The following is a 20,376-nucleotide window of genomic DNA, read 5'->3' as shown; positions in this document are numbered from 1 at the left end:
AGTCTCGGATCGGTGCGTCCGTACGGCCTGCCGACCTGGGATCTTCCGCGTCGGATACGGATTTCACCTCTGGCCGGGAAACGTGTAATCTCTTCCTCGTTCGCCCCTATAGCTCAGTCGGTAGAGCGTCTCCATGGTAAGGAGAAGGTCTGCGGTTCGATTCCGCATGGGGGCTCTGGTGAGAAGCCTCACATTTCGGTGTGAATGCTGATCATCTAAGCGGTGTAGCTCAGTTGGTAGAGCAAGCGGCTCATAATCGCTGTGTCACCGGTTCAAGTCCGGTCACCGCTACCCGCGTAGTCGATCGGGAGATCGAACTCCCGATCGGCTACTCTTGTCGTGTTCTTATTCGTTGTCCCAGGAAGGCACTCCCGTGGCTGCCACCGACGTCCGCCCGAAGATCACGCTGGCCTGCGTGGAGTGCAAGGAGCGGAACTACATCACCAAGAAGAACCGGCGTAACGACCCGGACCGTCTTGAGATGAAGAAGCACTGCCCCCGCTGCAACTCGCACACCGCGCACCGCGAGACCCGCTGACCCCGCAAGGTGTCGCCGGGCCTGTGTGACATAGGCTCTTGGCTCCAGGCCGCATCCCGCAAGGGGCGCGGCCTGGAGCTTTTTTCGCATGACCAAGTAGTCAGAGGAGTTGCCCATGCCGCTCGACCCCTCGTTCATCGGGCGGACGTACCCGCCCACCGCGCCGTACGAGGTCGGCCGGGAGAAGATCCGCGAGTTCGCCGTCGCGGTCGGGGACGCCAATCCGGCGTACACCGACCCGGAGGCCGCCAAGGCGCTCGGACATCCGGATGTGATCGCGCCGCCGACCTTCCCGTTCGTGATCACGTATCAGGCGTCCGCCCAGGTGGTCGAGGACCCCGAGCTGGGCCTGGACTTCTCCCGGGTGGTGCACGGCGACCAGAAGTTCACCTACACCCGCCCGGTGCGGGCCGGTGACCGGCTGGCCGTCACGGTGACCATCGACAACATCAAGTCGATGGTGGGCAACGACATCCTCTCGGTCCGTGGCGAGGTGCACGACGAGGGCGGTGAGCACGTGGTCACGGCGTTCATGACGCTGGTGGCGCGCGGCGCGGACGAGGCGGGGGAGTAGCACCATGGCGATCAGCTTCGACGAGGTCGAGGTCGGCACCGTGCTGCCGGCCCAGTCCTTCCCGGTGACCCGGGCCACCCTGGTCCGCTACGCGGGCGCCTCGGGTGACTTCAACCCGATCCACTGGAACGAGAAGTTCGCGCTGGAGGTGGGCCTGCCCGACGTCATCGCGCACGGCATGTTCACCATGGCCGAGGCGATCCGGGTCGTCACCGACTGGGTCGGCGACCCGGGCGCGGTGGTCGAGTACGGCGTGCGCTTCACCAAGCCGGTGCCGGTGCCCAACGACGGCGTCGGCGCGGTGATCGAGGTCAGCGGCAAGGTCGCGGCGCTGCTGGACGACCGGCGGGTGCGGGTCGACCTGGTGGCGATGAGCGGCGGCCAGAAGGTGCTCGGCATGTCCCGGGCCGTGGTCCGGCTCGCCTGACGTCCAGGAGGCCGGGGAGGTCCGCCTCCCCGGCTGGCCCCCCGCAGGCACGGCTCCGCACCTCCGGGCAGTGCCTGGCCGACGTCGCAGCCAGGATCGGCTGGGCCGAGGCGGAGCGACGCCTCGCCGAGCCGCTGGAACACACCCCGTAGTCTGGAGCGCGTGCTTGTAGAACACGACGCCCCGCTCGCCCCGCTGACCACGCTCCGGCTCGGCGGGCCGGCCCGCCGCCTGGTCACCGCCACCACGGACGCCCAGGTCATCGCCACCGTCCAGGAGGCCGACGAGGCCGGGCAGCCGCTGCTGGTCATCGGCGGCGGCTCCAACCTGGTGATCGGGGACGCCGGATTCGACGGCACCGTCCTGCGGATCGCCACCACCGGCTACGACCTGGACGGCACCACGCTGGAACTGGCCGCCGGAGAGGTCTGGGCCGAGGCGGTCGCCCGCACGGTCGACAAGGGCCTGGCGGGCATCGAGTTCCTGGCAGGCATCCCCGGCTCGGCCGGGGCCACCCCGGTGCAGAACGTCGGCGCGTACGGCCAGGAGGTGGCGGGCAGCATCACCGAGGTCGTCGCGTACGACCGTCTGGCGCGCGAGACCGTCACCCTGGACAGCGCCGAGTGCGAGTTCTCCTACCGGCACAGCCGGTTCAAGGCGCAGCCGGACCGCTACGTGGTGCTGCGGGTGCGCTTCGCGCTCGAGGACGCGGGCGGGCAGTCCTCGCCGGTGAAGTACCCCGAGGTGGCCCGGACCCTGGGCACCGAGGCCGAGCAGCGGGTGGACCTGCGAACGGCGTACGAGACGGTGCTGCGACTGCGGGCCGGCAAGGGCATGGTGCTGGACCCGGACGACCACGACACCTGGTCGGCGGGCTCCTTCTTCACCAACCCGATCCTGACGTCCGACCAGTTCGCCGCCTTCCAGGCCCGGCTGGACGGGCGGAGTGCACCGGCGTACCCGGCGCCGAACGGCTGCACCAAGACCTCCGCCGCCTGGCTGATCGACCAGGCCGGTTTCGGCAAGGGCTGGGGCAGCGGCCCGGCGACCCTCTCCACCAAGCACACGCTCGCGCTCACCAACCGGGGCGGCGCGAGGACGGAGGACCTGCTGGCGCTGGCGCGGGCGATCCGGGACGGAGTGCGGGACGCCTTCGGCGTGGAGCTGGTGAACGAGCCCGTGATGGTGGGCGTCACCCTCTGATCGCCGGGTGAGCTTCCAGAGCCACGCGCCCCTGAAAGCTCACCCGCTCGCCCGTGCTCCTGAGGGGTCAGTCGGTGAGCCAGGCGTCGATGTCGGCGAGCAGGACCTTCCGGACGTCGTCCGGGGCGCGTGAGCCTCGGACGGACTGGCGGGCCAGTTCGGCGAGTTCGGGGTCGGTGAAGCCGTGGACCTCGCGGGCCAGCCGGTACTGCGCGGCCAGTCGGGAGCCGAAGAGCAGCGGGTCGTCGGCGCCGAGCGCGAGCGGGACGCCGGCCTCGAAGAGCGTCCGCAGCGGGACCTCCCCGGCGCGTTCGTAGACGCCGAGCGAGACATTGGAGGACGGGCAGACCTCGCAGGTGATCTGGCGGTCGGCCAGGCGCTGCATCAGCCGAGGGTCCTCGGCCGCCCGGACGCCGTGGCCGATCCGGGCCGCGCCCAGGTCGTCCAGGCAGTCCCGGACGGACTCGGCTCCGGCCAGTTCGCCGCCGTGCGGGGCGGCCAGCAGTCCACCCTTGCGGGCGATGGCGAATGCACGGTCGAAGTCCCTTGCCAGGCCGCGTCGTTCGTCGTTGGAGAGACCGAAGCCGACCACGCCCTGGTCGGCGTAGCGGACGGCGAGCCGGGCCAGCGTGCGGGCGTCCATCGGTGACTTCATCCGGTTCGCGGCGACCAGCACCCGCATCCCCACCCCGGTCCGCTCGGAGGCATCCCGGACGGCGTCCAGGATCAGCTCCAGCGCGGGGATGAGGCCGCCGAGCCGTGGTGCGTACGAGGTCGGGTCGACCTGGATCTCCAGCCAGCGGGAGCCGTCCCGCCGCTCGTCCTCGGCGGTCTCCAGGACCAGGCGGCGGATGTCCTCCTCGTCGCGGAGTACCGAGCGGGCGGTGTCGTACAGCCGCTGGAAGCGGAACCAGCCGCGCTCGTCGGTGGCCCGCAGCTTGGGCGGAGTGCCCGAGCTGAGCGCCTCGGGCAGTCGGACCCGGTGCTTGGCGGCGAGTTCCAGCAGGGTGGCGGGCCGCATCGAGCCGGTGAAGTGCAGGTGCAGATGGGCCTTGGGGAGGTTCCGGATATCGCGGGGCGGCAGCTGGTGGTCCAATCCGGCTCTCCTTGGTATTCCGACGACGCGAATCCACTACATCGGGCTCCTGCCCACAGGCAGCGGTCAGGGCTTGGCCGTCATGAGTCCGTGTCAACGGGCGAGTGAGAAGCCGCCTCGTTCACGAGGGGGAGGAGTCACTCACTGATCCTGCCGTATTCGGTACAGGAACGGGAAGCGCCCCCTTCGGGTCCCCCGAAGGGGTGAAGGGGGCGACACGTCCCAGTCGGCCTGTGTCAGTCGCGGGCCTCGCCGAGCAGCTTCTGCATCCGGCTGACGCCCTCGACCAGGTCGGCGTCACCCAGCGCGTACGACAGGCGCAGGTAGCCCGGGGTGCCGAAGGCCTCGCCGGGGACGACCGCGACCTCGGCCTCGTCCAGGATCAGCGCGGCCAGCTCCGAGGAGTCCTGGGGCCGCTTGCCCCGGATCTCCTTGCCCAGCAGGGCCTTGACGGACGGGTAGGCGTAGAAGGCGCCCTCGGGCTCGGGGCAGTAGACGCCCTCGATCTCGTTGAGCATCCGCACGATCGTCTGGCGACGGCGGTCGAAGGCGGTCTTCATCTCCTCGACGGCCGCCAGGTCGCCGGAGACGGCGGCCAGCGCGGCCCGCTGGGCCACGTTGGAGACGTTGGAGGTGGCGTGCGACTGCAGGTTGGCGGCGGCGCTCACCACGTCCTTGGGGCCGATCATCCAGCCCACCCGCCAGCCGGTCATGGCGTAGGTCTTGGCCACGCCGTTGACCACGATGCACTTGTCGCGCAGCTCGGGCAGCAGGGCGGGCAGCGAGGTGAACGTGGCGTCGCCGTACACCAGGTGCTCGTAGATCTCGTCGGTGAGCACCCACAGGCCGTGCTCCAGCGCCCACTCGCCGATCGCCCGGGCCTCGGCCTCGGTGTAGACCGCGCCGGTCGGGTTGGACGGCGAGACGAACAGCACGACCTTGGTGTTCTCGGTCCTGGCCGCCTCCAGCTGCGCCACCGAGACCTTGTAGCCGGTGGTCTCGTCGGCCACCACCTCGACCGGCACACCGCCCGCGAGCTGGATCGACTCGGGGTAGGTGGTCCAGTACGGCGCCGGGACGATGACCTCGTCGCCCGGGTCCAGGATGGCGGCGAAGGCGTTGTAGATGGCCTGCTTGCCGCCGTTGGTCACCAGTACCTGGGAGGCGTCCACCTCGTAGCCGGAGTCGCGCAGCGTCTTGGCGGCGATCGCGGCCTTGAGCTCGGGCAGGCCACCGGCCGGGGTGTAGCGGTGGTTCTTCGGGTCCTGGCAGGCGGCGACGGCGGCCTCGACGATGTAGCCGGGGGTCGGGAAGTCGGGCTCGCCCGCGCCGAAGCCGATCACGGGACGGCCGGCTGCCTTGAGGGCCTTGGCCTTGGCGTCCACCGCGAGCGTCGCGGACTCGGCGATGGCGCCGATCCGGGCGGAGACGCGGCGGTCTGCGGGGCGGATGGGGGCGGGGGTGGAAGCGCTCATACCTGCATCGTTGCAGAGTCTGCGACGGCCGGGGGAAGCGGTTTCAGCATGTGTACCGCTCCGTCCACGATGTGTGCGTTCACGGGCGCCCTCCGACGGATCCTCGACGGGGGACGGCCGAAGGGGTTCGACCAATCGCCGAAGAACCCGTACACTCACTGCTCGATGGCTTCCGAACTGCGGATCCGCCGAGGCGTACAGCACGCAGCGGCGCGGATGCGGTAGGTTGGGGGGCATCTCCGGAGCCGCGAGGCACCGTAGGGCAATAGCTCAATTGGTAGAGCACCGGTCTCCAAAACCGGCGGTTGGGGGTTCGAGTCCCTCTTGCCCTGCTGCTTGATCCGCACTAAGCCCGTTCGCTCCGCAGAGCGAGCGGGCTTGATGCGGAAAGGGCCCCAATAGCACTGCTTTCGCCGGACCGCCCGTGTTTCACAGGCACGCAAGCGACGCTCGGCAGGACCCGGATTCAGGTGAGGACGAGTGACGGAGACCACGGGCTCCACCGCAACGCCTGAGAGCGGCAACCCCGAGGGTGCCGACGGCGCGGACGAGACCACGCCTGTCGACGCCGATGGCAAGGTGCTCTCGCGCCGCGAGCGCAAGCGAGCCAACAAGGCTTCGGGTGGCGACCAGAAGTCCGGCAAGCGGGCCAAGAAGGGCCTGTTCGCCCGGATCGGGCTGTTCTACCGCCAGATCATCGCCGAGCTGCGCAAGGTCGTCTGGCCGAGCCGCTCCGATCTGATCCAGTACACCAGCGTCGTGGTGACCTTCGTGGTCGTGATCATGGGCCTGGTGTACGGCCTCGACACCGGTTTCGGCAAGCTCTCCTTCTGGATCTTCGGCTGACCCTCGGTCTCCTGCGCACCACCACCCGACCCGGGCCGTCCCTCGCCACTGCGCAGGGTGCCCGGGTCGAGCTGTCGGCGCCGACCGGACGAGCCCGCTACCGTTGACTCGGTACTGTTGAGTTATCCGAGTCTTCATCCACGCGTGCCCGCGAGGGCGCCGGGTGGCCCCGGAGCCGTTCCATCTCCACATCCCAGGAAAGAAGCAGCCACCGTGTCTGAGTCCCCCCTGTACGACGCCGCCGAGCTGGACGCGGCCGACGCCGTCGACGCCGAGGCTGCCGAGCAGATCCTCGACGCGGCGGACGCCGAAGCGGACGAGGTCGAGGCTGCGGACGAGGCCGAGGCGGGCGTGGCGGCCGAGAGCGCCGCGATGCACGAGGAGCCCGAGGAGGAGGCCGCGGCGGACGAGGCGTTCGCCGAGGCCGTGGCCGAGGTCGAGACCGCTGAGGCTGTCGAGGTCGCCGAGGTCGCCGAGGTCGCCGAGGTCGCCGAGGCCGTTGAGGCTGTCGAGGTCGACCCGGTCGCCGAGTTCCGCGAGAAGCTGCGCTTCGCGCCGGGCGAGTGGTACGTCATCCACACCTACGCGGGCTACGAGAACCGGGTCAAGCAGAACCTGGAGCAGCGCGCGGTCTCCCTGAACGTCGAGGAGTACATCTTCCAGGCCGAGGTGCCGCAGGAAGAGGTCGTCCAGATCAAGAACGGCGACCGCAAGACCATCCGCCAGAACAAGCTCCCCGGCTACGTCCTGGTGCGCATGGACCTGACCCCCGAGTCCTGGGGCGTCGTCCGCAACACCCCGGGTGTCACCGGCTTCGTCGGCAACGCGTACGACCCGTACCCGCTGACCCTGGACGAGGTCGTCAAGATGCTCGCCCCCGACGTGGAGCGCCAGGCGGCCAAGGAGGCCGGCAAGCCCTCGCCGGTCAAGCCGAGCGAGATCCAGGTGCTCGACTTCGAGGTCGGCGACTCGGTCACCGTCACCGACGGCCCGTTCGCGACCCTGCAGGCGACCATCAACGAGATCAACCCCGACTCGAAGAAGGTCAAGGGCCTGGTCGAGATCTTCGGCCGGGAGACCCCGGTCGAGCTGTCCTTCGACCAGATCCAGAAGAACTGACGCAGTCCGAAGAGCCGATGCAGATCTAATGCATTAGGTTTTGGGTTCGGGGCGGGGCTTCGGCTCCGCCCCGAACCCGTTTTGGTCCAGCGGCGCATCCGCGTTAGCCTGGCTCGATGTGTGTATTCCCGGCCGGGTGTCGCCCCGGCCGGTGCACACCAGCAATCACCTCTCGGAAGGACCCGGAGAGAAATGCCTCCCAAGAAGAAGAAGGTCACGGGGCTTATCAAGCTCCAGATCAACGCTGGTGCGGCTAACCCCGCCCCGCCGGTCGGCCCCGCGCTGGGTCAGCACGGCGTCAACATCATGGAGTTCTGCAAGGCGTACAACGCTGCGACCGAGTCGCAGCGCGGCATGATCGTGCCGGTGGAGATCACCGTCTACGACGACCGCTCCTTCACCTTCATCACGAAGACCCCGCCGGCCGCTCGCCTCATCCTGAAGGCCGCGGGCATCGACAAGGGCTCCAGCGAGCCGCACAAGACCAAGGTCGCGAAGCTCACCAGCGCCCAGGTCCGCGAGATCGCCACCACGAAGCTCCCCGACCTGAACGCCAACGACCTGGACGCCGCGGAGAAGATCATCGCCGGCACCGCCCGGTCGATGGGCATCACGGTCGAGGGCTGAAAGTCCTCGCCCCCGCAGGGCTGATTGATTCAGCCCCGCGTCCCACGTGGTAGGGCCTGCGCGGCCCGTACACACCACGACTCCTCCATTCACCTTCAGGAGAAGCAGTGAAGCGCAGCAAGGCTCTCAAGGCCGCGGACGCCCAGGTCGACCGCAGCCGTATCTACGCCCCGCTCGAGGCCATCCGCCTCGCCAAGGCGACCTCCACCACCAAGTTCGACGGCACCGTCGAGGTTGCCATGCGCCTGGGTGTCGACCCGCGCAAGGCCGACCAGATGGTCCGCAGCACCGTGATCCTCCCGCACGGCACCGGTAAGACCGCTCGGGTCCTGGTCTTCGCGACCGGCGAGCGTGCCGAGGCCGCGCGTGCTGCCGGCGCCGACATCGTCGGTGCCGACGAGCTGATCGACGAGGTCGCCAAGGGCAAGCTGGACTTCGACGCCGTCGTCGCCACCCCGGACCTCATGGGCAAGGTCGGCCGCCTCGGCCGCGTGCTCGGTCCCCGTGGCCTGATGCCGAACCCGAAGACCGGCACCGTCACCCCCGATGTCGCCAAGGCTGTCAACGACATCAAGGGCGGCAAGATCGAGTTCCGCGTCGACAAGCACTCGAACCTGCACTTCATCATCGGTAAGGTCTCCTTCACCGACGAGCAGCTGGTCGAGAACTACGCCGCCGCGCTGGACGAGGTCCTCCGGGCCAAGCCCGCCGCCGCCAAGGGCCGCTACATCAAGAAGACCGCGGTCTCCACCACCATTGGCCCCGGCATCCAGGTGGACCCGAACCGCACCCGCAACCTCCTGGTCGAGGAGGACCCGGCCGCCGTCTGAGCCCTTGAGCTCTAGGCTGCCGCGTCCTGGGCGCGACTGAAGTCCGTACGACGGGCCCGTACCCCTTCGGGGGTGCGGGCCCGTTGTCGTACCCCGCCCTTGTCCGGCCGCGGGGGGCATCGGTTAGAGTCCGACCCAATCTGATCAGCGTGAGATATGAGGGGGGAACACTGTGCGCACCCTGCGCCTTGCCTCAGTCGTCGCGGCCTCGGCCCTGCTGGTGGGCGGACTCACCGCCTGCAGTAGTTCCGGGAGCGGCGCCGCCGACACAGCCGGGCCTGCCGCCTCCGGCGCCACGGCGCCGTCCGCCGCCTCCGGCAGCGGGGCGCCGAGCACCGGAGCGGCGGGCGGATCCGACACCGGCGGTGGGGCGGTGAAGCCCGACGCGAACCAGGACCCGAAGGCCGCTCTGCTGGCCTCGGCCGCCGTGATGGAGAAGGCCAGGGGCGCCAGGCTGACCCGGACCACAGGTGGTGGCGGCTCGGGCACGTACGTCTGGGCGACGAGTGGACCCGCCCTCGACCTCGCGCTGAAGGACGGCGGCACGGAGTCCAGGATGCTGGTCGCCGGCCAGGCGCTGTACACCGGTCTGGACGCCGAGACCGCCGCGCTGGTGAACGGCAAGAAGTGGCTGAAGCTGGACCCTAAGTCGACCGGTGACGGGAGCAGGGCCGGCGGCGGCGAGGACTACGGTTCGATCGCCAGCATGCTCGTGACGCTCAGCCCGGGCGCGCAGCTGACGGCCAACGCCGGGGCGGGGAAGCTGGCCAGGGTCGGCGAGGAGAAGATCGACGGTGCGGACACCGTCCACTACCGCAGCGAGGCCCCCGTCGATGCGTTGGCCAAGCTGCTGCCGATCTCCCAGGACCGGCGGGAGCTGGTGACGGGGATGCTCAAGAAGGACGGCGACAGCTCCACCGTCGACTTCTGGATCGACGGCAAGGGTGAGCTTCTCCAGCAGACCAACACCAACATGGGCGCCGGGCTGGGGGGCCCGCAGACCTTCAAGTACAGCGAGATCGGTACCACCCAGGCGGCCAAGGCACCCGCCGACAGCGAGGTCATGGACTTCGCGGACATGTTGAAGAGCCTGGGCAACTGACCTGAGCGCAGGGCACGGTCGAGCGAGCGGAGGAGCACGGGAATGGCACTGGTAAGGCGGGCGGTGACCGCAGCGCTTGCCGCCTGCCTGTTGGCCGGGTGCGGCAGCGGCGCGGGCGGCGCGGGCTCCTCGCCGGGCACCTCGGCCGACAGCCCCTCAGCCCTCGCCACTCCCACCGACCGTTCGCCGCACGGTGTGCTGCTCTCCGCCCAGCTGCAGATGGACACCGCGCGCCGCGCGAAGTTCGGCTACCGGCTGGACGGGGAGGGCGCCAGCGGGATGCTCTTCTGGGCGCCGAAGACCGTCCTCGTGCTCAACCGTTTCGGCACCGCACAGCAGCTCATAGTGCTCGACACCACCGCCTATCTGGGGGGTGACCAGCCCACTGCCGCCAGGCTCGGCGGGCGGCACTGGCAGAAGTTCACCACCGTCCCGGGCCCGGACGGCCAGCGCGAGGTCCCGTACTCGGCGCTGGTCGACCGGCTCAACCCGATGGTGGCGCTCACGGCGGCGGTGGCGGCCTCGGACCCGCAGCTGGTGGGGGAGGAGAAGCGGACCGAGGGAGTGGTCCAGCACTACCGGGTGACCGTCTCCGCCGACGCGTACGTCGCCGCGCAGACCCAGCTGAGCGCCGCCCGCCGGGCCGCCCTCAGGAACGCCCTGGGCAAGGTGGCCTTGGTGACGCTCGACTTCTGGCTGAACGACAAGGACCAGCTGGTCGAGCTGCACCGGGCCGGCCAGGGCCCGTCGGTCAAGCTGGACGACACCGTCCAGTACACCGAGCTCGGCGGCCCGCTCTCGGTGCAGGCCCCGGCCGAGGGCGACACCGTGGACGCCGGGAAGCAGAGCCTGCCGCCGCTGACGCCTTAGATCCGCGCCCCTGGGATGCCCTGTCCTGATGGGCTGCCTACCGGCGGACGCCCTGAGAGCGTCCGGGGCGGATTTGGTGGTTTTCCGGACGGTCCGGTACGGTGGTGTCTGCCAAAGACCGCTGGCTGTGGTTCTGCGCCCGTAAGGGGGCGGAGCCACCGAAGGATCTGCGATTTTCGCAGACGGCCCGCGCAGGAGTGTCTGGAGCTTGGACTTCCGGTCCGTACGGTTTTCCGTGCGGCCGTCGAGGTCTCACTGAGCCCCGTGCGACTGCGCACTGGGGCTCTCACTGTTTCTGCAGGGCTTCCTCCTGGCCGGTCGGTTCGAGGCGTTGAATGGTCGACTTTCGCGGTCGGCCCGACTTCGACATCACGGAAGGAGGCGTAAGCCAATGGCAAGGCCCGACAAGGCTGCTGCCGTCGCCGAGATCACGGACAAGTTCCGTGCCTCGAACGCGGCCGTGCTGACCGAGTACCGCGGTCTGACGGTGAAGCAGATTAAGACTCTGCGTCGCTCGCTGGGTGAGAACGCCCAGTACGCCGTGGTGAAGAACACGCTGACCAAGATTGCGGCCAATGAGGCCGGGATCTCCGAGCTGGACGACCTGTTCGCGGGTCCGACGGCTGTCGCCTTCGTCACCGGTGACCCGGTGGAGTCGGCGAAGGCTCTGCGTGACTTCGCCAAGGACAACCCCGCTCTGATCATCAAGGGCGGTGTCCTTGACGGCAAGGCGCTGTCCGCCGATGACATCAAGAAGCTCGCGGACCTCGAGTCCCGCGAGGTGCTGCTCGCCAAGCTGGCCGGCGGCCTGAAGGCGTCCATGGCCAAGGCCGCGGCGACCTTCCAGGCTCCGCTGGTCGAGTTCGCTCGTACCGCCGAGGCGCTGCGTGCGAAGGTCGAGCAGGGCGGTGCCGGTACGCCGGCTCCCGCCGCCGAGGACGCTGCCGCGGAGTAATCCGCGAAGGCTGCTGCCTCGCTGCGGGCCCGTACGCCCGCCAACCAATACATCCGGCACCTGCCGATTTAGTGGAAGGACGCCATCATGGCGAAGCTGACCCAGGACGAGCTGCTCGCGCAGTTCGAGACCCTGACCCTGATCGAGCTCTCCGAGTTCGTCAAGGCGTTCGAGGAGAAGTTCGACGTCAAGGCTGCCGCTCCGGTCGCCGTTGCCGCCGCCGGTGGCGCTGCCGCCGCCGTCGAGGCCGTTGAGGAGCAGGACGAGTTCGACGTCATCCTCGATGGCGCCGGCGACAAGAAGATCCAGGTCATCAAGGAGGTGCGCACCCTGACCTCCCTCGGCCTGAAGGAGGCCAAGGACCTCGTTGACACCGCCGGTGCGAAGGTCCTGGAGAAGGTTGCCAAGGACGTTGCCGAGAAGGCCAAGGCTGCCCTCGAGGCCGCTGGCGCCAAGGTCACCGTCAAGTGACTTCTCGCCCCCTCTGAGGGGGCTCACGGGCCGGGCCGATCACCCTTGCGGGTGGTCGGCCCGGCCTGTTTCCGTACCCGCCGGTCACCTGACGGGATAGTGGTCGATCGGCTGTGCGCTCGGCCACTGTCGGTGGGGGCGGGTATGGTGATCGCTGTCATCGCAGACGGCTCCCACCACGGGTTCTGTAACGCCCTGGGGGCGTCGAACGATGAGCAGACCGAGGTCCACGCTCTGGTGTGGGCCTTGACGAACGGCACCGGGCGCGCGATTCTCAAGGCGCGCGCCCAGCGTGGAGTTCACGTTCCAAGTCGGAGCGGCCCCGGATGCATATTCAGTGGCCCCGACGGGAAGTGACTGCATGTGAGGTGCGGTGGCCCGGCGTAGTCCGGGCCAAGGTTGTGCGAGGCAGGCGCCGTCCTGCGGCACGGTCCCCCGGCGGGGGTCGGGCCGGCTGGATGGCTACCGGAGGGAGCGTCCGATTCGGTCTCCGAATCAGGGCTTGTCAACAGTGTGCCTTTTGGCTACACTGTCCCTTTGCGCTGCCTGTTAGCTGCTCCGTGACTCGTCGCCCGGAGTCTGCGTTGCCCTGAAGGGGTCTGGCACCGCCTCCGCAAAGCGGCTCTGACCTGGGACTTGCTCCCGGCTGAGACCCTCGGCGCCGGAGGTGGCTCCAAGCCTTTGCAGGCCCGGCTGGTACGCGCGTAGTGAGCTCCGAGCCCTCGGAAGGACCCCCCTCTTGGCCGCCTCGCGCAACGCCTCGAACACATCCGCCGCATCCACCGCCCCGCTTCGCGTTTCGTTCGCGAAGATCAAGGAGCCCCTTGAGGTCCCGAACCTCCTGGCCCTGCAGACCGAGAGCTTTGACTGGCTGCTCGGCAACGCGGCCTGGAAGTCCCGGGTCGAGGCGGCCCTGGAGAGTGGTCAGGACGTCCCCACCAAGTCCGGTCTGGAGGAGATCTTCGAAGAGATCTCGCCGATCGAGGACTTCAGTGGGTCGATGTCGCTGACCTTCCGCGACCACCGTTTCGAGCCGCCGAAGAACTCCATTGACGAGTGCAAGGACCGCGACTTCACGTACGCGGCTCCGCTCTTCGTCACGGCCGAGTTCACCAACAACGAGACCGGTGAGATCAAGTCTCAGACGGTCTTCATGGGCGATTTCCCGCTCATGACCCACAAGGGCACGTTCGTGATCAACGGCACCGAGCGCGTCGTCGTGTCGCAGCTGGTCCGTTCCCCCGGCGTGTACTTCGACTCGACGCTGGACAAGGTGTCCGACAAGGACATCTACTCCGCCAAGATCATCCCCTCCCGCGGTGCCTGGCTGGAGATGGAGATCGACAAGCGCGACATGGTCGGTGTCCGCATCGACCGCAAGCGCAAGCAGTCGGTCACCGTTCTGCTGAAGGCCCTCGGCTGGACCAACGAGATGATTCTCGAGGAGTTCGGCGAGTACGAGTCGATGCGCGCCACCCTGGAGAAGGACCACACCCAGGGCCAGGACGACGCACTCCTCGACATCTACCGCAAGCTGCGCCCGGGCGAGCCGCCCACGCGTGAGGCCGCGCAGACGCTGCTCGAGAACCTCTACTTCAACCCGAAGCGCTACGACCTCGCCAAGGTCGGCCGCTACAAGGTCAACCGGAAGCTGGGCAACGCCGAGTCCCTGGACTCGGGCGTGCTCACCGAGCCGGACATCATCAACACCATCAAGTACCTGGTCAAGCTGCACGCCGGTGAGGTCGACTGGCGTGACAACGAGGGCCGCGACATCGTGGTCGAGGTCGACGACATCGACCACTTCGGCAACCGTCGCCTGCGCAACGTCGGCGAGCTGATCCAGAACCAGGTCCGTACGGGTCTCGCCCGTATGGAGCGTGTCGTGCGCGAGCGCATGACCACCCAGGACGTCGAGGCGATCACGCCGCAGACCCTGATCAACATCCGGCCGGTCGTCGCCTCCATCAAGGAGTTCTTCGGCACCAGCCAGCTGTCCCAGTTCATGGACCAGACGAACCCGCTGTCGGGCCTGACCCACAAGCGTCGTCTGTCCGCGCTGGGCCCCGGTGGTCTCTCCCGTGAGCGCGCCGGCTTCGAGGTCCGTGACGTTCACCCGTCGCACTACGGCCGTATGTGTCCGATTGAGACCCCTGAAGGTCCCAACATCGGTCTTATCGGCTCGCTGGCCTCGTACGGCCGGGTCAACGCCTTCGGCTTCATCGAGACCCCGTACCGCAAGGTCGTCGACGGTGTCGTCACCGAGAAGGTCGACTACCTGACGGCCGACGAGGAGGACCGCTTCGTCATCGCGCAGGCCAACGCCCCGCTGACGGACGACCTGCACTTCGCCGAGCCCCGTGTCCTGGTCCGTCGCCGTGGCGGCGAGATCGACTACATCCCGGGCACCGAGATCGACTACATGGACGTCTCGCCGCGCCAGATGGTGTCGGTCGCGACCGCCATGATCCCGTTCCTCGAGCACGACGACGCCAACCGCGCGCTCATGGGCTCGAACATGATGCGTCAGGCGGTGCCGCTGCTGAAGAGCGAGGCCCCGCTGGTCGGCACCGGCATGGAGTACCGCTGTGCGGTCGACGCCGCCGACGTGATCACGGCCGAGAAGCCGGGTGTGGTCCAGGAGGTCTCCGCCGACTACGTCACGGTGGCCAACGACGACGGCACGTACACCACGTACCGCGCCGCCAAGTTCACCCGCTCCAACCAGGGCACCGCCTTCAACCAGAAGGTGCTCGTGGACGAGGGCGCCCGGGTCGAGACCGGCCAGGTGCTCGCGGACGGTCCTTGCACCGACGAGGGCGAGATGGCCCTCGGCAAGAACCTGCTCGTGGCGTTCATGTCCTGGGAGGGTCACAACTACGAGGACGCGATCATCCTGTCGCAGCGCCTCGTGCAGGACGACGTCCTCTCCTCGATCCACATCGAGGAGCACGAGGTCGACGCCCGTGACACCAAGCTGGGCCCGGAGGAGATCACCCGGGACATCCCGAACGTCTCCGAGGAGGTCCTCGCCGACCTCGACGAGCGCGGCATCATCCGTATCGGCGCCGATGTCGTCACCGGCGACATCCTGGTCGGCAAGGTCACGCCCAAGGGTGAGACCGAGCTGACCCCGGAGGAGCGCCTGCTGCGCGCGATCTTCGGTGAGAAGGCCCGTGAGGTCCGCGACACCTCGCTGAAGGTGCCGCACGGCGAGTCCGGCAAGGTCATCGGCGTCCGCGTCTTCGACCGCGAAGAGGGCGACGAGCTGCCCCCGGGCGTGAACCAGCTGGTCCGCGTCTACGTGGCCCAGAAGCGCAAGATCACCAATGGTGACAAGCTCGCCGGCCGTCACGGCAACAAGGGTGTCATCTCCAAGATCCTGCCGGTCGAGGACATGCCGTTCCTGGAGGACGGCACCCCGGTCGACATCATCCTCAACCCGCTGGGTGTCCCGTCCCGAATGAACCCGGGACAGGTCCTGGAGATCCACCTCGGGTGGCTCGCCAAGCAGGGTTGGGACGTATCCGGCCTCGCCGACGAGTGGGCCCAGCGCCTGCAGGCGATCGGCGCCGACACGGTCGAGGGTGGCACCAACCTCGCCACCCCGGTCTTCGACGGCGCCCGCGAGGACGAGATCACCGGCCTGCTGGACAACACCACCCTCACCCGTGACGGTGAGCGCCTGGTGAACTCCACTGGCAAGGCCCGGCTGTTCGACGGCCGCTCCGGCGAGCCGTTCCCGATGCCGGTCTCGGTCGGCTACATGTACATCCTCAAGCTGCACCACCTGGTCGACGACAAGCTGCACGCCCGTTCGACCGGTCCGTACTCGATGATCACCCAGCAGCCGCTCGGTGGTAAGGCGCAGTTCGGTGGTCAGCGATTCGGTGAGATGGAGGTGTGGGCCCTGGAGGCGTACGGCGCTGCGTACGCACTGCAGGAGCTGCTCACCATCAAGTCCGACGACGTCCTCGGCCGAGTCAAGGTCTACGAGGCCATCGTCAAGGGCGAGAACATCCCCGAGCCCGGCATTCCCGAGTCCTTCAAGGTCCTCATCAAGGAAATGCAGTCGCTCTGCCTCAACGTGGAGGTGCTGTCCTCGGACGGCCAGTCCATCGAGATGCGGGACTCCGACGAAGACGTGTTCCGCGCTGCCGAGGAGCTCGGCATTGACCTGTCCCGGCGCGAGCCGAGCAGCGTCGAAGAGGTCTGACGGAGGTTGGGCCGGCCTGGTTGAGCCCAGGCCGGCCCGCCCCCAGGCCCCCTCAGACCACAGATAACTCTCGACTTACGAAAGAGGGCTTGACGACCAGTGCTTGACGTCAACTTCTTCGACGAGCTCCGTATTGGCCTGGCCACGGCCGACGACATCCGCCAGTGGTCGCACGGCGAGGTCAAGAAGCCGGAGACCATCAACTACCGCACCCTGAAGCCCGAAAAGGACGGCCTCTTCTGCGAGAAGATCTTCGGCCCGACCCGGGACTGGGAGTGCTACTGCGGTAAGTACAAGCGCGTCCGCTTCAAGGGCATCATCTGCGAGCGCTGCGGCGTCGAGGTCACCCGCGCCAAGGTGCGCCGTGAGCGGATGGGCCACATCGAGCTGGCCGCTCCGGTCACCCACATCTGGTACTTCAAGGGTGTCCCGTCCCGTCTGGGCTACCTGCTGGACCTGGCGCCGAAGGACCTCGAAAAGGTCATCTACTTCGCCGCCTACATGATCACCTGGGTCGACGACGAGCGCCGTCAGCGCGACCTGCCGTCGCTGGAGGCGCATGTCTCCGTCGAGCGTCAGCAGATCGAGAACCGCCGCGACGCCGACCTCGAAGCCCGCGCCAAGAAGGCCGAGACCGACCTGGCCGAGCTGGAGGCCGAGGGCGCCAAGGCCGACGTCCGCCGCAAGGTGCGTGAGGGCGCCGAGCGTGAGATGAAGCAGCTGCGCGACCGTGCCCAGCGCGAGCTGGACCGCCTCGACGAGGTGTGGAGCCGCTTCAAGAACCTCAAGGTCCAGGACCTCGAGGGCGACGAGCTGCTCTACCGCGAGCTGCGCGACCGCTTCGGCACCTACTTCTCCGGCTCGATGGGCGCCGCGGCCCTCAAGGACCGCCTGGAGACCTTCGACCTGGCGGAGGAGGCCGAGCGCCTCCGCGAGATCATCCGCACCGGCAAGGGCCAGAAGAAGACCCGTGCGCTCAAGCGCCTCAAGGTCGTCTCCGCCTTCCTGCAGACCAGCAACAAGCCCAACGGCATGGTGCTGGACTGCGTGCCGGTCATCCCGCCGGACCTGCGTCCAATGGTGCAGCTGGACGGTGGCCGCTTCGCGACCTCCGACCTGAACGACCTGTACCGCCGCGTGATCAACCGCAACAACCGCCTGAAGCGGCTTCTCGACCTCGGTGCCCCCGAGATCATCGTGAACAACGAGAAGCGCATGCTCCAGGAGGCCGTCGACGCGCTCTTCGACAACGGCCGTCGTGGTCGCCCGGTCACGGGCCCCGGCAACCGTCCGCTGAAGTCGCTGTCCGACATGCTCAAGGGCAAGCAGGGTCGTTTCCGTCAGAACCTGCTCGGCAAGCGAGTCGACTACTCGGCCCGTTCGGTCATCGTCGTCGGCCCGCAGCTGAAGCTGCACCAGTGTGGTCTGCCCAAGGCCATGGCGCTGGAGCTCTTCAAGCCGTTCGTGATGAAGCGCCTGGTCGACCTGAACCACGCGCAGAACATCAAGTCGGCCAAGCGCATGGTCGAGCGCGCCCGCCCGGTCGTGTGGGACGTCCTCGAAGAGGTCATCGCCGAGCACCCGGTTCTGCTGAACCGTGCGCCCACCCTGCACCGCCTCGGCATCCAGGCCTTCGAGCCGCAGCTGGTCGAGGGCAAGGCCATCCAGATCCACCCGCTCGTCTGCACCGCGTTCAACGCGGACTTCGACGGTGACCAGATGGCCGTCCACCTGCCGCTCTCCGCGGAGGCGCAGGCCGAGGCCCGCATCCTGATGCTGTCCTCGAACAACATCCTGAAGCCGGCCGACGGTCGCCCCGTCACCATGCCGACCCAGGACATGGTGCTGGGTCTGTTCTTCCTCACCTCGGACCGCGAGAACGTGAAGGGCGCCGGCCGCTCCTTCTCGTCCACCGCCGAGGCGATCATGGCCTTCGACGCCCGCGAGCTGGACGTCCAGGCCCCGATCGACCTGCGTCTGCCGGTCGGCACCGTGCCGCCGCGCGGCTGGGTCGCCCCGGTCGACGAGGAGGGCCAGTCGAGCTGGTTCGAGGGCGAGTCCTTCCGACTCAGCACGACCCTGGGCCGCGCGCTCTTCAACGAGCTGCTGCCCGAGGACTACCCCTTCGTCGACTACGAGGTCGGCAAGAAGCAGCTGTCGGCCATCGTCAACGACCTGGCCGAGCGCTACCCGAAGGTCGTCGTCGCCGCGACGCTCGACAACCTGAAGGCGGCCGGCTTCCACTGGTCGACCCGTTCCGGTGTCACCGTCTCGATCTCGGACGTCGTCGTCCCGCCGAGCAAGGGCCAGATCCTTGAGGGCTACGAGGCGCAGGCCGAGAAGATCCAGAAGCAGTACGAGCGCGGTCTGATCACCAACGACGAGCGCAAGCAGGAGCTCATCGGCATCTGGACCCGGGCGACCAACGAGGTTGCCGAGGCCATGAACGCGAACTTCCCGAAGACCAACCCCATCTTCATGATGGTCGACTCGGGTGCTCGTGGAAACATGATGCAGATGCGTCAGATCGCCGGTATGCGTGGTCTGGTGTCCAACGCGAAGAACGAGACCATCGCGCGGCCGATCAAGGCGTCGTTCCGTGAGGGTCTGTCCGTGCTGGAGTACTTCATCTCCACCCACGGTGCCCGTAAGGGTCTCGCGGACACCGCCCTCCGTACCGCCGACTCCGGTTACCTCACCCGTCGTCTGGTCGACGTCTCCCAGGACGTCATCATTCGCGAGGAGGACTGCGGCACCGAGCGCGGCCTGAAGCTGTCGATCGGTTCCGTGGACGCCACCGGCGTGCTGCGCAAGGCCGACGACGTCGAGACCAGCGTCTACGCCCGGATGCTCGCCGAGGACATCACGGTGGACGGCAAGCTCATTGCCACCGCCAACACCGACCTCGGTGACGTCCTCATCGACGAGCTGATCCGCCACGGCATCGGCGACGTCAAGGTCCGCTCGATCCTGACCTGTGAGTCGGCCGTGGGCACCTGTGCCTTCTGCTACGGCCGCTCGCTGGCCACCGGCAAGCTGGTCGACATCGGTGAGGCGGTCGGCATCATCGCCGCCCAGTCCATCGGTGAGCCCGGTACCCAGCTGACCATGCGTACCTTCCACACCGGTGGTGTGGCCGGTGACGACATCACCCAGGGTCTGCCGCGTGTCGTCGAGCTCTTCGAGGCCCGTACCCCCAAGGGTGTGGCCCCGATCTCGGAGGCGCAGGGCCGGGCCCGCATCGAGGACACCGAGAAGACCCGCAAGATCGTCATCACCCCGGACGACGGCACCGACGAGATCGCCTACCCGGTCTCCAAGCGTGTCAAGCTCCTGGTGAGCGAGGGCGAGGCGGTCGAGGTCGGCCAGAAGCTGACCGTCGGTGCCACCAACCCGCACGACGTCCTGCGCATCATGGGCCAGCGTGCCGTCCAGATCCACCTGGTGGCCGAGGTCCAGAAGGTCTACAACTCGCAGGGTGTGTCGATCCACGACAAGCACATCGAGATCATCATCCGGCAGATGCTCCGCCGCGTGACGATCATCGAGTCGGGCGACGCCGAGCTGCTCCCGGGCGAGCTCGTCGAGCGCGGCCGCTTCGAGACCGAGAACCGTCGTGTGGTCTCCGAGGGCGGTCACCCCGCCTCCGGTCGTCCGCAGCTGATGGGTATCACCAAGGCCTCGCTGGCCACCGAGTCCTGGCTGTCGGCCGCCTCCTTCCAGGAGACGACCCGGGTCCTCACCGACGCGGCGATCCACGCCAAGTCGGACCCGCTGCTGGGCCTCAAGGAGAACGTCATCCTCGGTAAGCTCATCCCGGCCGGTACGGGTCTTCCCCGCTACCGCAACATCCGGGTCGAGCCGACCGAGGAGGCCAAGGCCGCCATGTACTCGGCCGTCGGCTACGACGACTACGACCTGTCGCCCTTCGGCGCCGGCTCCGGCCAGGCGGTCCCGCTGGACGACTACGACTACGGCCCGTACACCGGCTGACAGTTCGGCTCGCAACGCCGCAGGGCGGCCACCC

At 68.2% G+C, this 20,376-nt stretch carries 16 protein-coding genes and 3 tRNA genes; 17 read left to right on the top strand and 2 right to left on the bottom strand.

Features of this window, described 5'->3' with window-relative positions; all coding sequences use genetic code 11:
• The first annotated feature begins 102 nt into the window (after positions 1 to 102).
• The 6 genes from P3T39_RS06275 (at position 103) to P3T39_RS06250 (ending at position 2,742) form a co-directional block, all read left to right on the top strand.
• Positions 103 to 175, top strand: a tRNA-Thr gene (locus P3T39_RS06275).
• A 43-nt stretch (positions 176 to 218) separates the two neighbouring features.
• Positions 219 to 291, top strand: a tRNA-Met gene (locus tag P3T39_RS06270).
• Between the two features lie 82 nt (positions 292 to 373).
• Complete coding sequence (gene rpmG / locus P3T39_RS06265; RefSeq protein ID WP_006604855.1) at positions 374 to 538, top strand: 50S ribosomal protein L33; 165 nt, start codon at positions 374 to 376, stop codon at positions 536 to 538.
• A gap of 115 nt (positions 539 to 653) precedes the next feature.
• Positions 654 to 1,112 (top strand): MaoC family dehydratase N-terminal domain-containing protein, encoded by a 459-nt coding sequence (locus P3T39_RS06260; protein WP_280696325.1) that lies wholly within the window; start codon positions 654 to 656, stop codon positions 1,110 to 1,112.
• 4 nt (positions 1,113 to 1,116) lie between these two features.
• A complete protein-coding gene (locus tag P3T39_RS06255) occupies positions 1,117 to 1,539 on the top strand; it encodes a MaoC family dehydratase (RefSeq protein WP_280696324.1) in 423 nt (140 codons plus the stop codon).
• A gap of 162 nt (positions 1,540 to 1,701) precedes the next feature.
• The gene (locus P3T39_RS06250) at positions 1,702 to 2,742 is read left to right on the top strand and encodes a UDP-N-acetylmuramate dehydrogenase (RefSeq protein ID WP_280696323.1); all 1,041 of its coding nucleotides are present in this window, start codon (positions 1,702 to 1,704) and stop codon (positions 2,740 to 2,742) included.
• Positions 2,743 to 2,809: 67 nt separating this feature from the next.
• Here the strand turns inward: P3T39_RS06250 and P3T39_RS06245 are convergent, their stop codons facing one another.
• Together P3T39_RS06245 and P3T39_RS06240 are read right to left on the bottom strand one after the other, a co-directional pair.
• Entirely contained in the window at positions 2,810 to 3,838 is a 1,029-nt protein-coding gene (locus tag P3T39_RS06245) for an adenosine deaminase (protein WP_280696322.1), read from the bottom strand.
• 236 nt (positions 3,839 to 4,074) lie between these two features.
• A complete protein-coding gene (locus P3T39_RS06240; protein WP_280696321.1) occupies positions 4,075 to 5,313 on the bottom strand; it encodes a pyridoxal phosphate-dependent aminotransferase in 1,239 nt (412 codons plus the stop codon).
• A 259-nt stretch (positions 5,314 to 5,572) separates the two neighbouring features.
• On the opposite strand from P3T39_RS06240, the gene P3T39_RS06235 reads away from it, so the two are divergent.
• From P3T39_RS06235 to P3T39_RS06185, 11 genes are all read left to right on the top strand, one after another.
• A tRNA-Trp gene (locus P3T39_RS06235) sits at positions 5,573 to 5,645 on the top strand.
• Between the two features lie 247 nt (positions 5,646 to 5,892).
• Positions 5,893 to 6,159 (top strand): preprotein translocase subunit SecE, encoded by a 267-nt coding sequence (gene secE, locus P3T39_RS06230; protein WP_280696381.1) that lies wholly within the window; start codon positions 5,893 to 5,895, stop codon positions 6,157 to 6,159.
• Between the two features lie 213 nt (positions 6,160 to 6,372).
• Entirely contained in the window at positions 6,373 to 7,278 is a 906-nt protein-coding gene (nusG, locus tag P3T39_RS06225) for a transcription termination/antitermination protein NusG (RefSeq protein ID WP_280696320.1), read from the top strand.
• Positions 7,279 to 7,470: 192 nt separating this feature from the next.
• Complete coding sequence (gene rplK / locus P3T39_RS06220; protein ID WP_280696319.1) at positions 7,471 to 7,905, top strand: 50S ribosomal protein L11; 435 nt, start codon at positions 7,471 to 7,473, stop codon at positions 7,903 to 7,905.
• A gap of 107 nt (positions 7,906 to 8,012) precedes the next feature.
• Positions 8,013 to 8,735 (top strand): 50S ribosomal protein L1, encoded by a 723-nt coding sequence (rplA, locus tag P3T39_RS06215; protein WP_280696318.1) that lies wholly within the window; start codon positions 8,013 to 8,015, stop codon positions 8,733 to 8,735.
• A 172-nt stretch (positions 8,736 to 8,907) separates the two neighbouring features.
• Complete coding sequence (locus P3T39_RS06210; protein WP_280696317.1) at positions 8,908 to 9,837, top strand: hypothetical protein; 930 nt, start codon at positions 8,908 to 8,910, stop codon at positions 9,835 to 9,837.
• A gap of 42 nt (positions 9,838 to 9,879) precedes the next feature.
• A complete protein-coding gene (locus P3T39_RS06205; protein ID WP_280696316.1) occupies positions 9,880 to 10,707 on the top strand; it encodes a hypothetical protein in 828 nt (275 codons plus the stop codon).
• A gap of 391 nt (positions 10,708 to 11,098) precedes the next feature.
• Positions 11,099 to 11,662, top strand: a complete 564-nt coding sequence (gene rplJ, locus P3T39_RS06200; protein ID WP_280696315.1) for a 50S ribosomal protein L10 — start codon at positions 11,099 to 11,101, stop codon at positions 11,660 to 11,662.
• Between the two features lie 87 nt (positions 11,663 to 11,749).
• On the top strand, positions 11,750 to 12,133 hold the full coding sequence (rplL, locus tag P3T39_RS06195; protein WP_280696314.1) for a 50S ribosomal protein L7/L12: 384 nt from the start codon (positions 11,750 to 11,752) through the stop codon (positions 12,131 to 12,133).
• Positions 12,134 to 12,872: 739 nt separating this feature from the next.
• Entirely contained in the window at positions 12,873 to 16,349 is a 3,477-nt protein-coding gene (rpoB, locus tag P3T39_RS06190) for a DNA-directed RNA polymerase subunit beta (protein WP_280696313.1), read from the top strand.
• Positions 16,350 to 16,448: 99 nt separating this feature from the next.
• On the top strand, positions 16,449 to 20,342 hold the full coding sequence (locus tag P3T39_RS06185) for a DNA-directed RNA polymerase subunit beta' (protein ID WP_280696312.1): 3,894 nt from the start codon (positions 16,449 to 16,451) through the stop codon (positions 20,340 to 20,342).
• Positions 20,343 to 20,376 lie beyond the last annotated feature (34 nt).

This window comes from Kitasatospora sp. GP82, from assembly GCF_029892105.1.
Classification (GTDB): domain Bacteria; phylum Actinomycetota; class Actinomycetes; order Streptomycetales; family Streptomycetaceae; genus Kitasatospora.
The sequence above is the reverse complement of the archived record's forward strand: the minus strand, read 5'-3'. Positions and strand labels throughout refer to the sequence as shown.

Bases quoted from the DNA above. Each gene is read 5' to 3' on its own strand.
- P3T39_RS06240 (WP_280696321.1), bottom strand. From the start codon at position 5,313: ATGAGCGCTTCCACCCCCGCCCCCATCCGCCCCGCAGACCGCCGCGTC.
- P3T39_RS06260 (WP_280696325.1), top strand. From the start codon at position 654: ATGCCGCTCGACCCCTCGTTCATCGGGCGGACGTACCCGCCCACCGCG.
- rplK (WP_280696319.1), top strand. From the start codon at position 7,471: ATGCCTCCCAAGAAGAAGAAGGTCACGGGGCTTATCAAGCTCCAGATC.
- rplL (WP_280696314.1), top strand. From the start codon at position 11,750: ATGGCGAAGCTGACCCAGGACGAGCTGCTCGCGCAGTTCGAGACCCTG.
- P3T39_RS06255 (WP_280696324.1), top strand. From the start codon at position 1,117: ATGGCGATCAGCTTCGACGAGGTCGAGGTCGGCACCGTGCTGCCGGCC.
- P3T39_RS06205 (WP_280696316.1), top strand. From the start codon at position 9,880: ATGGCACTGGTAAGGCGGGCGGTGACCGCAGCGCTTGCCGCCTGCCTG.
- rplJ (WP_280696315.1), top strand. From the start codon at position 11,099: ATGGCAAGGCCCGACAAGGCTGCTGCCGTCGCCGAGATCACGGACAAG.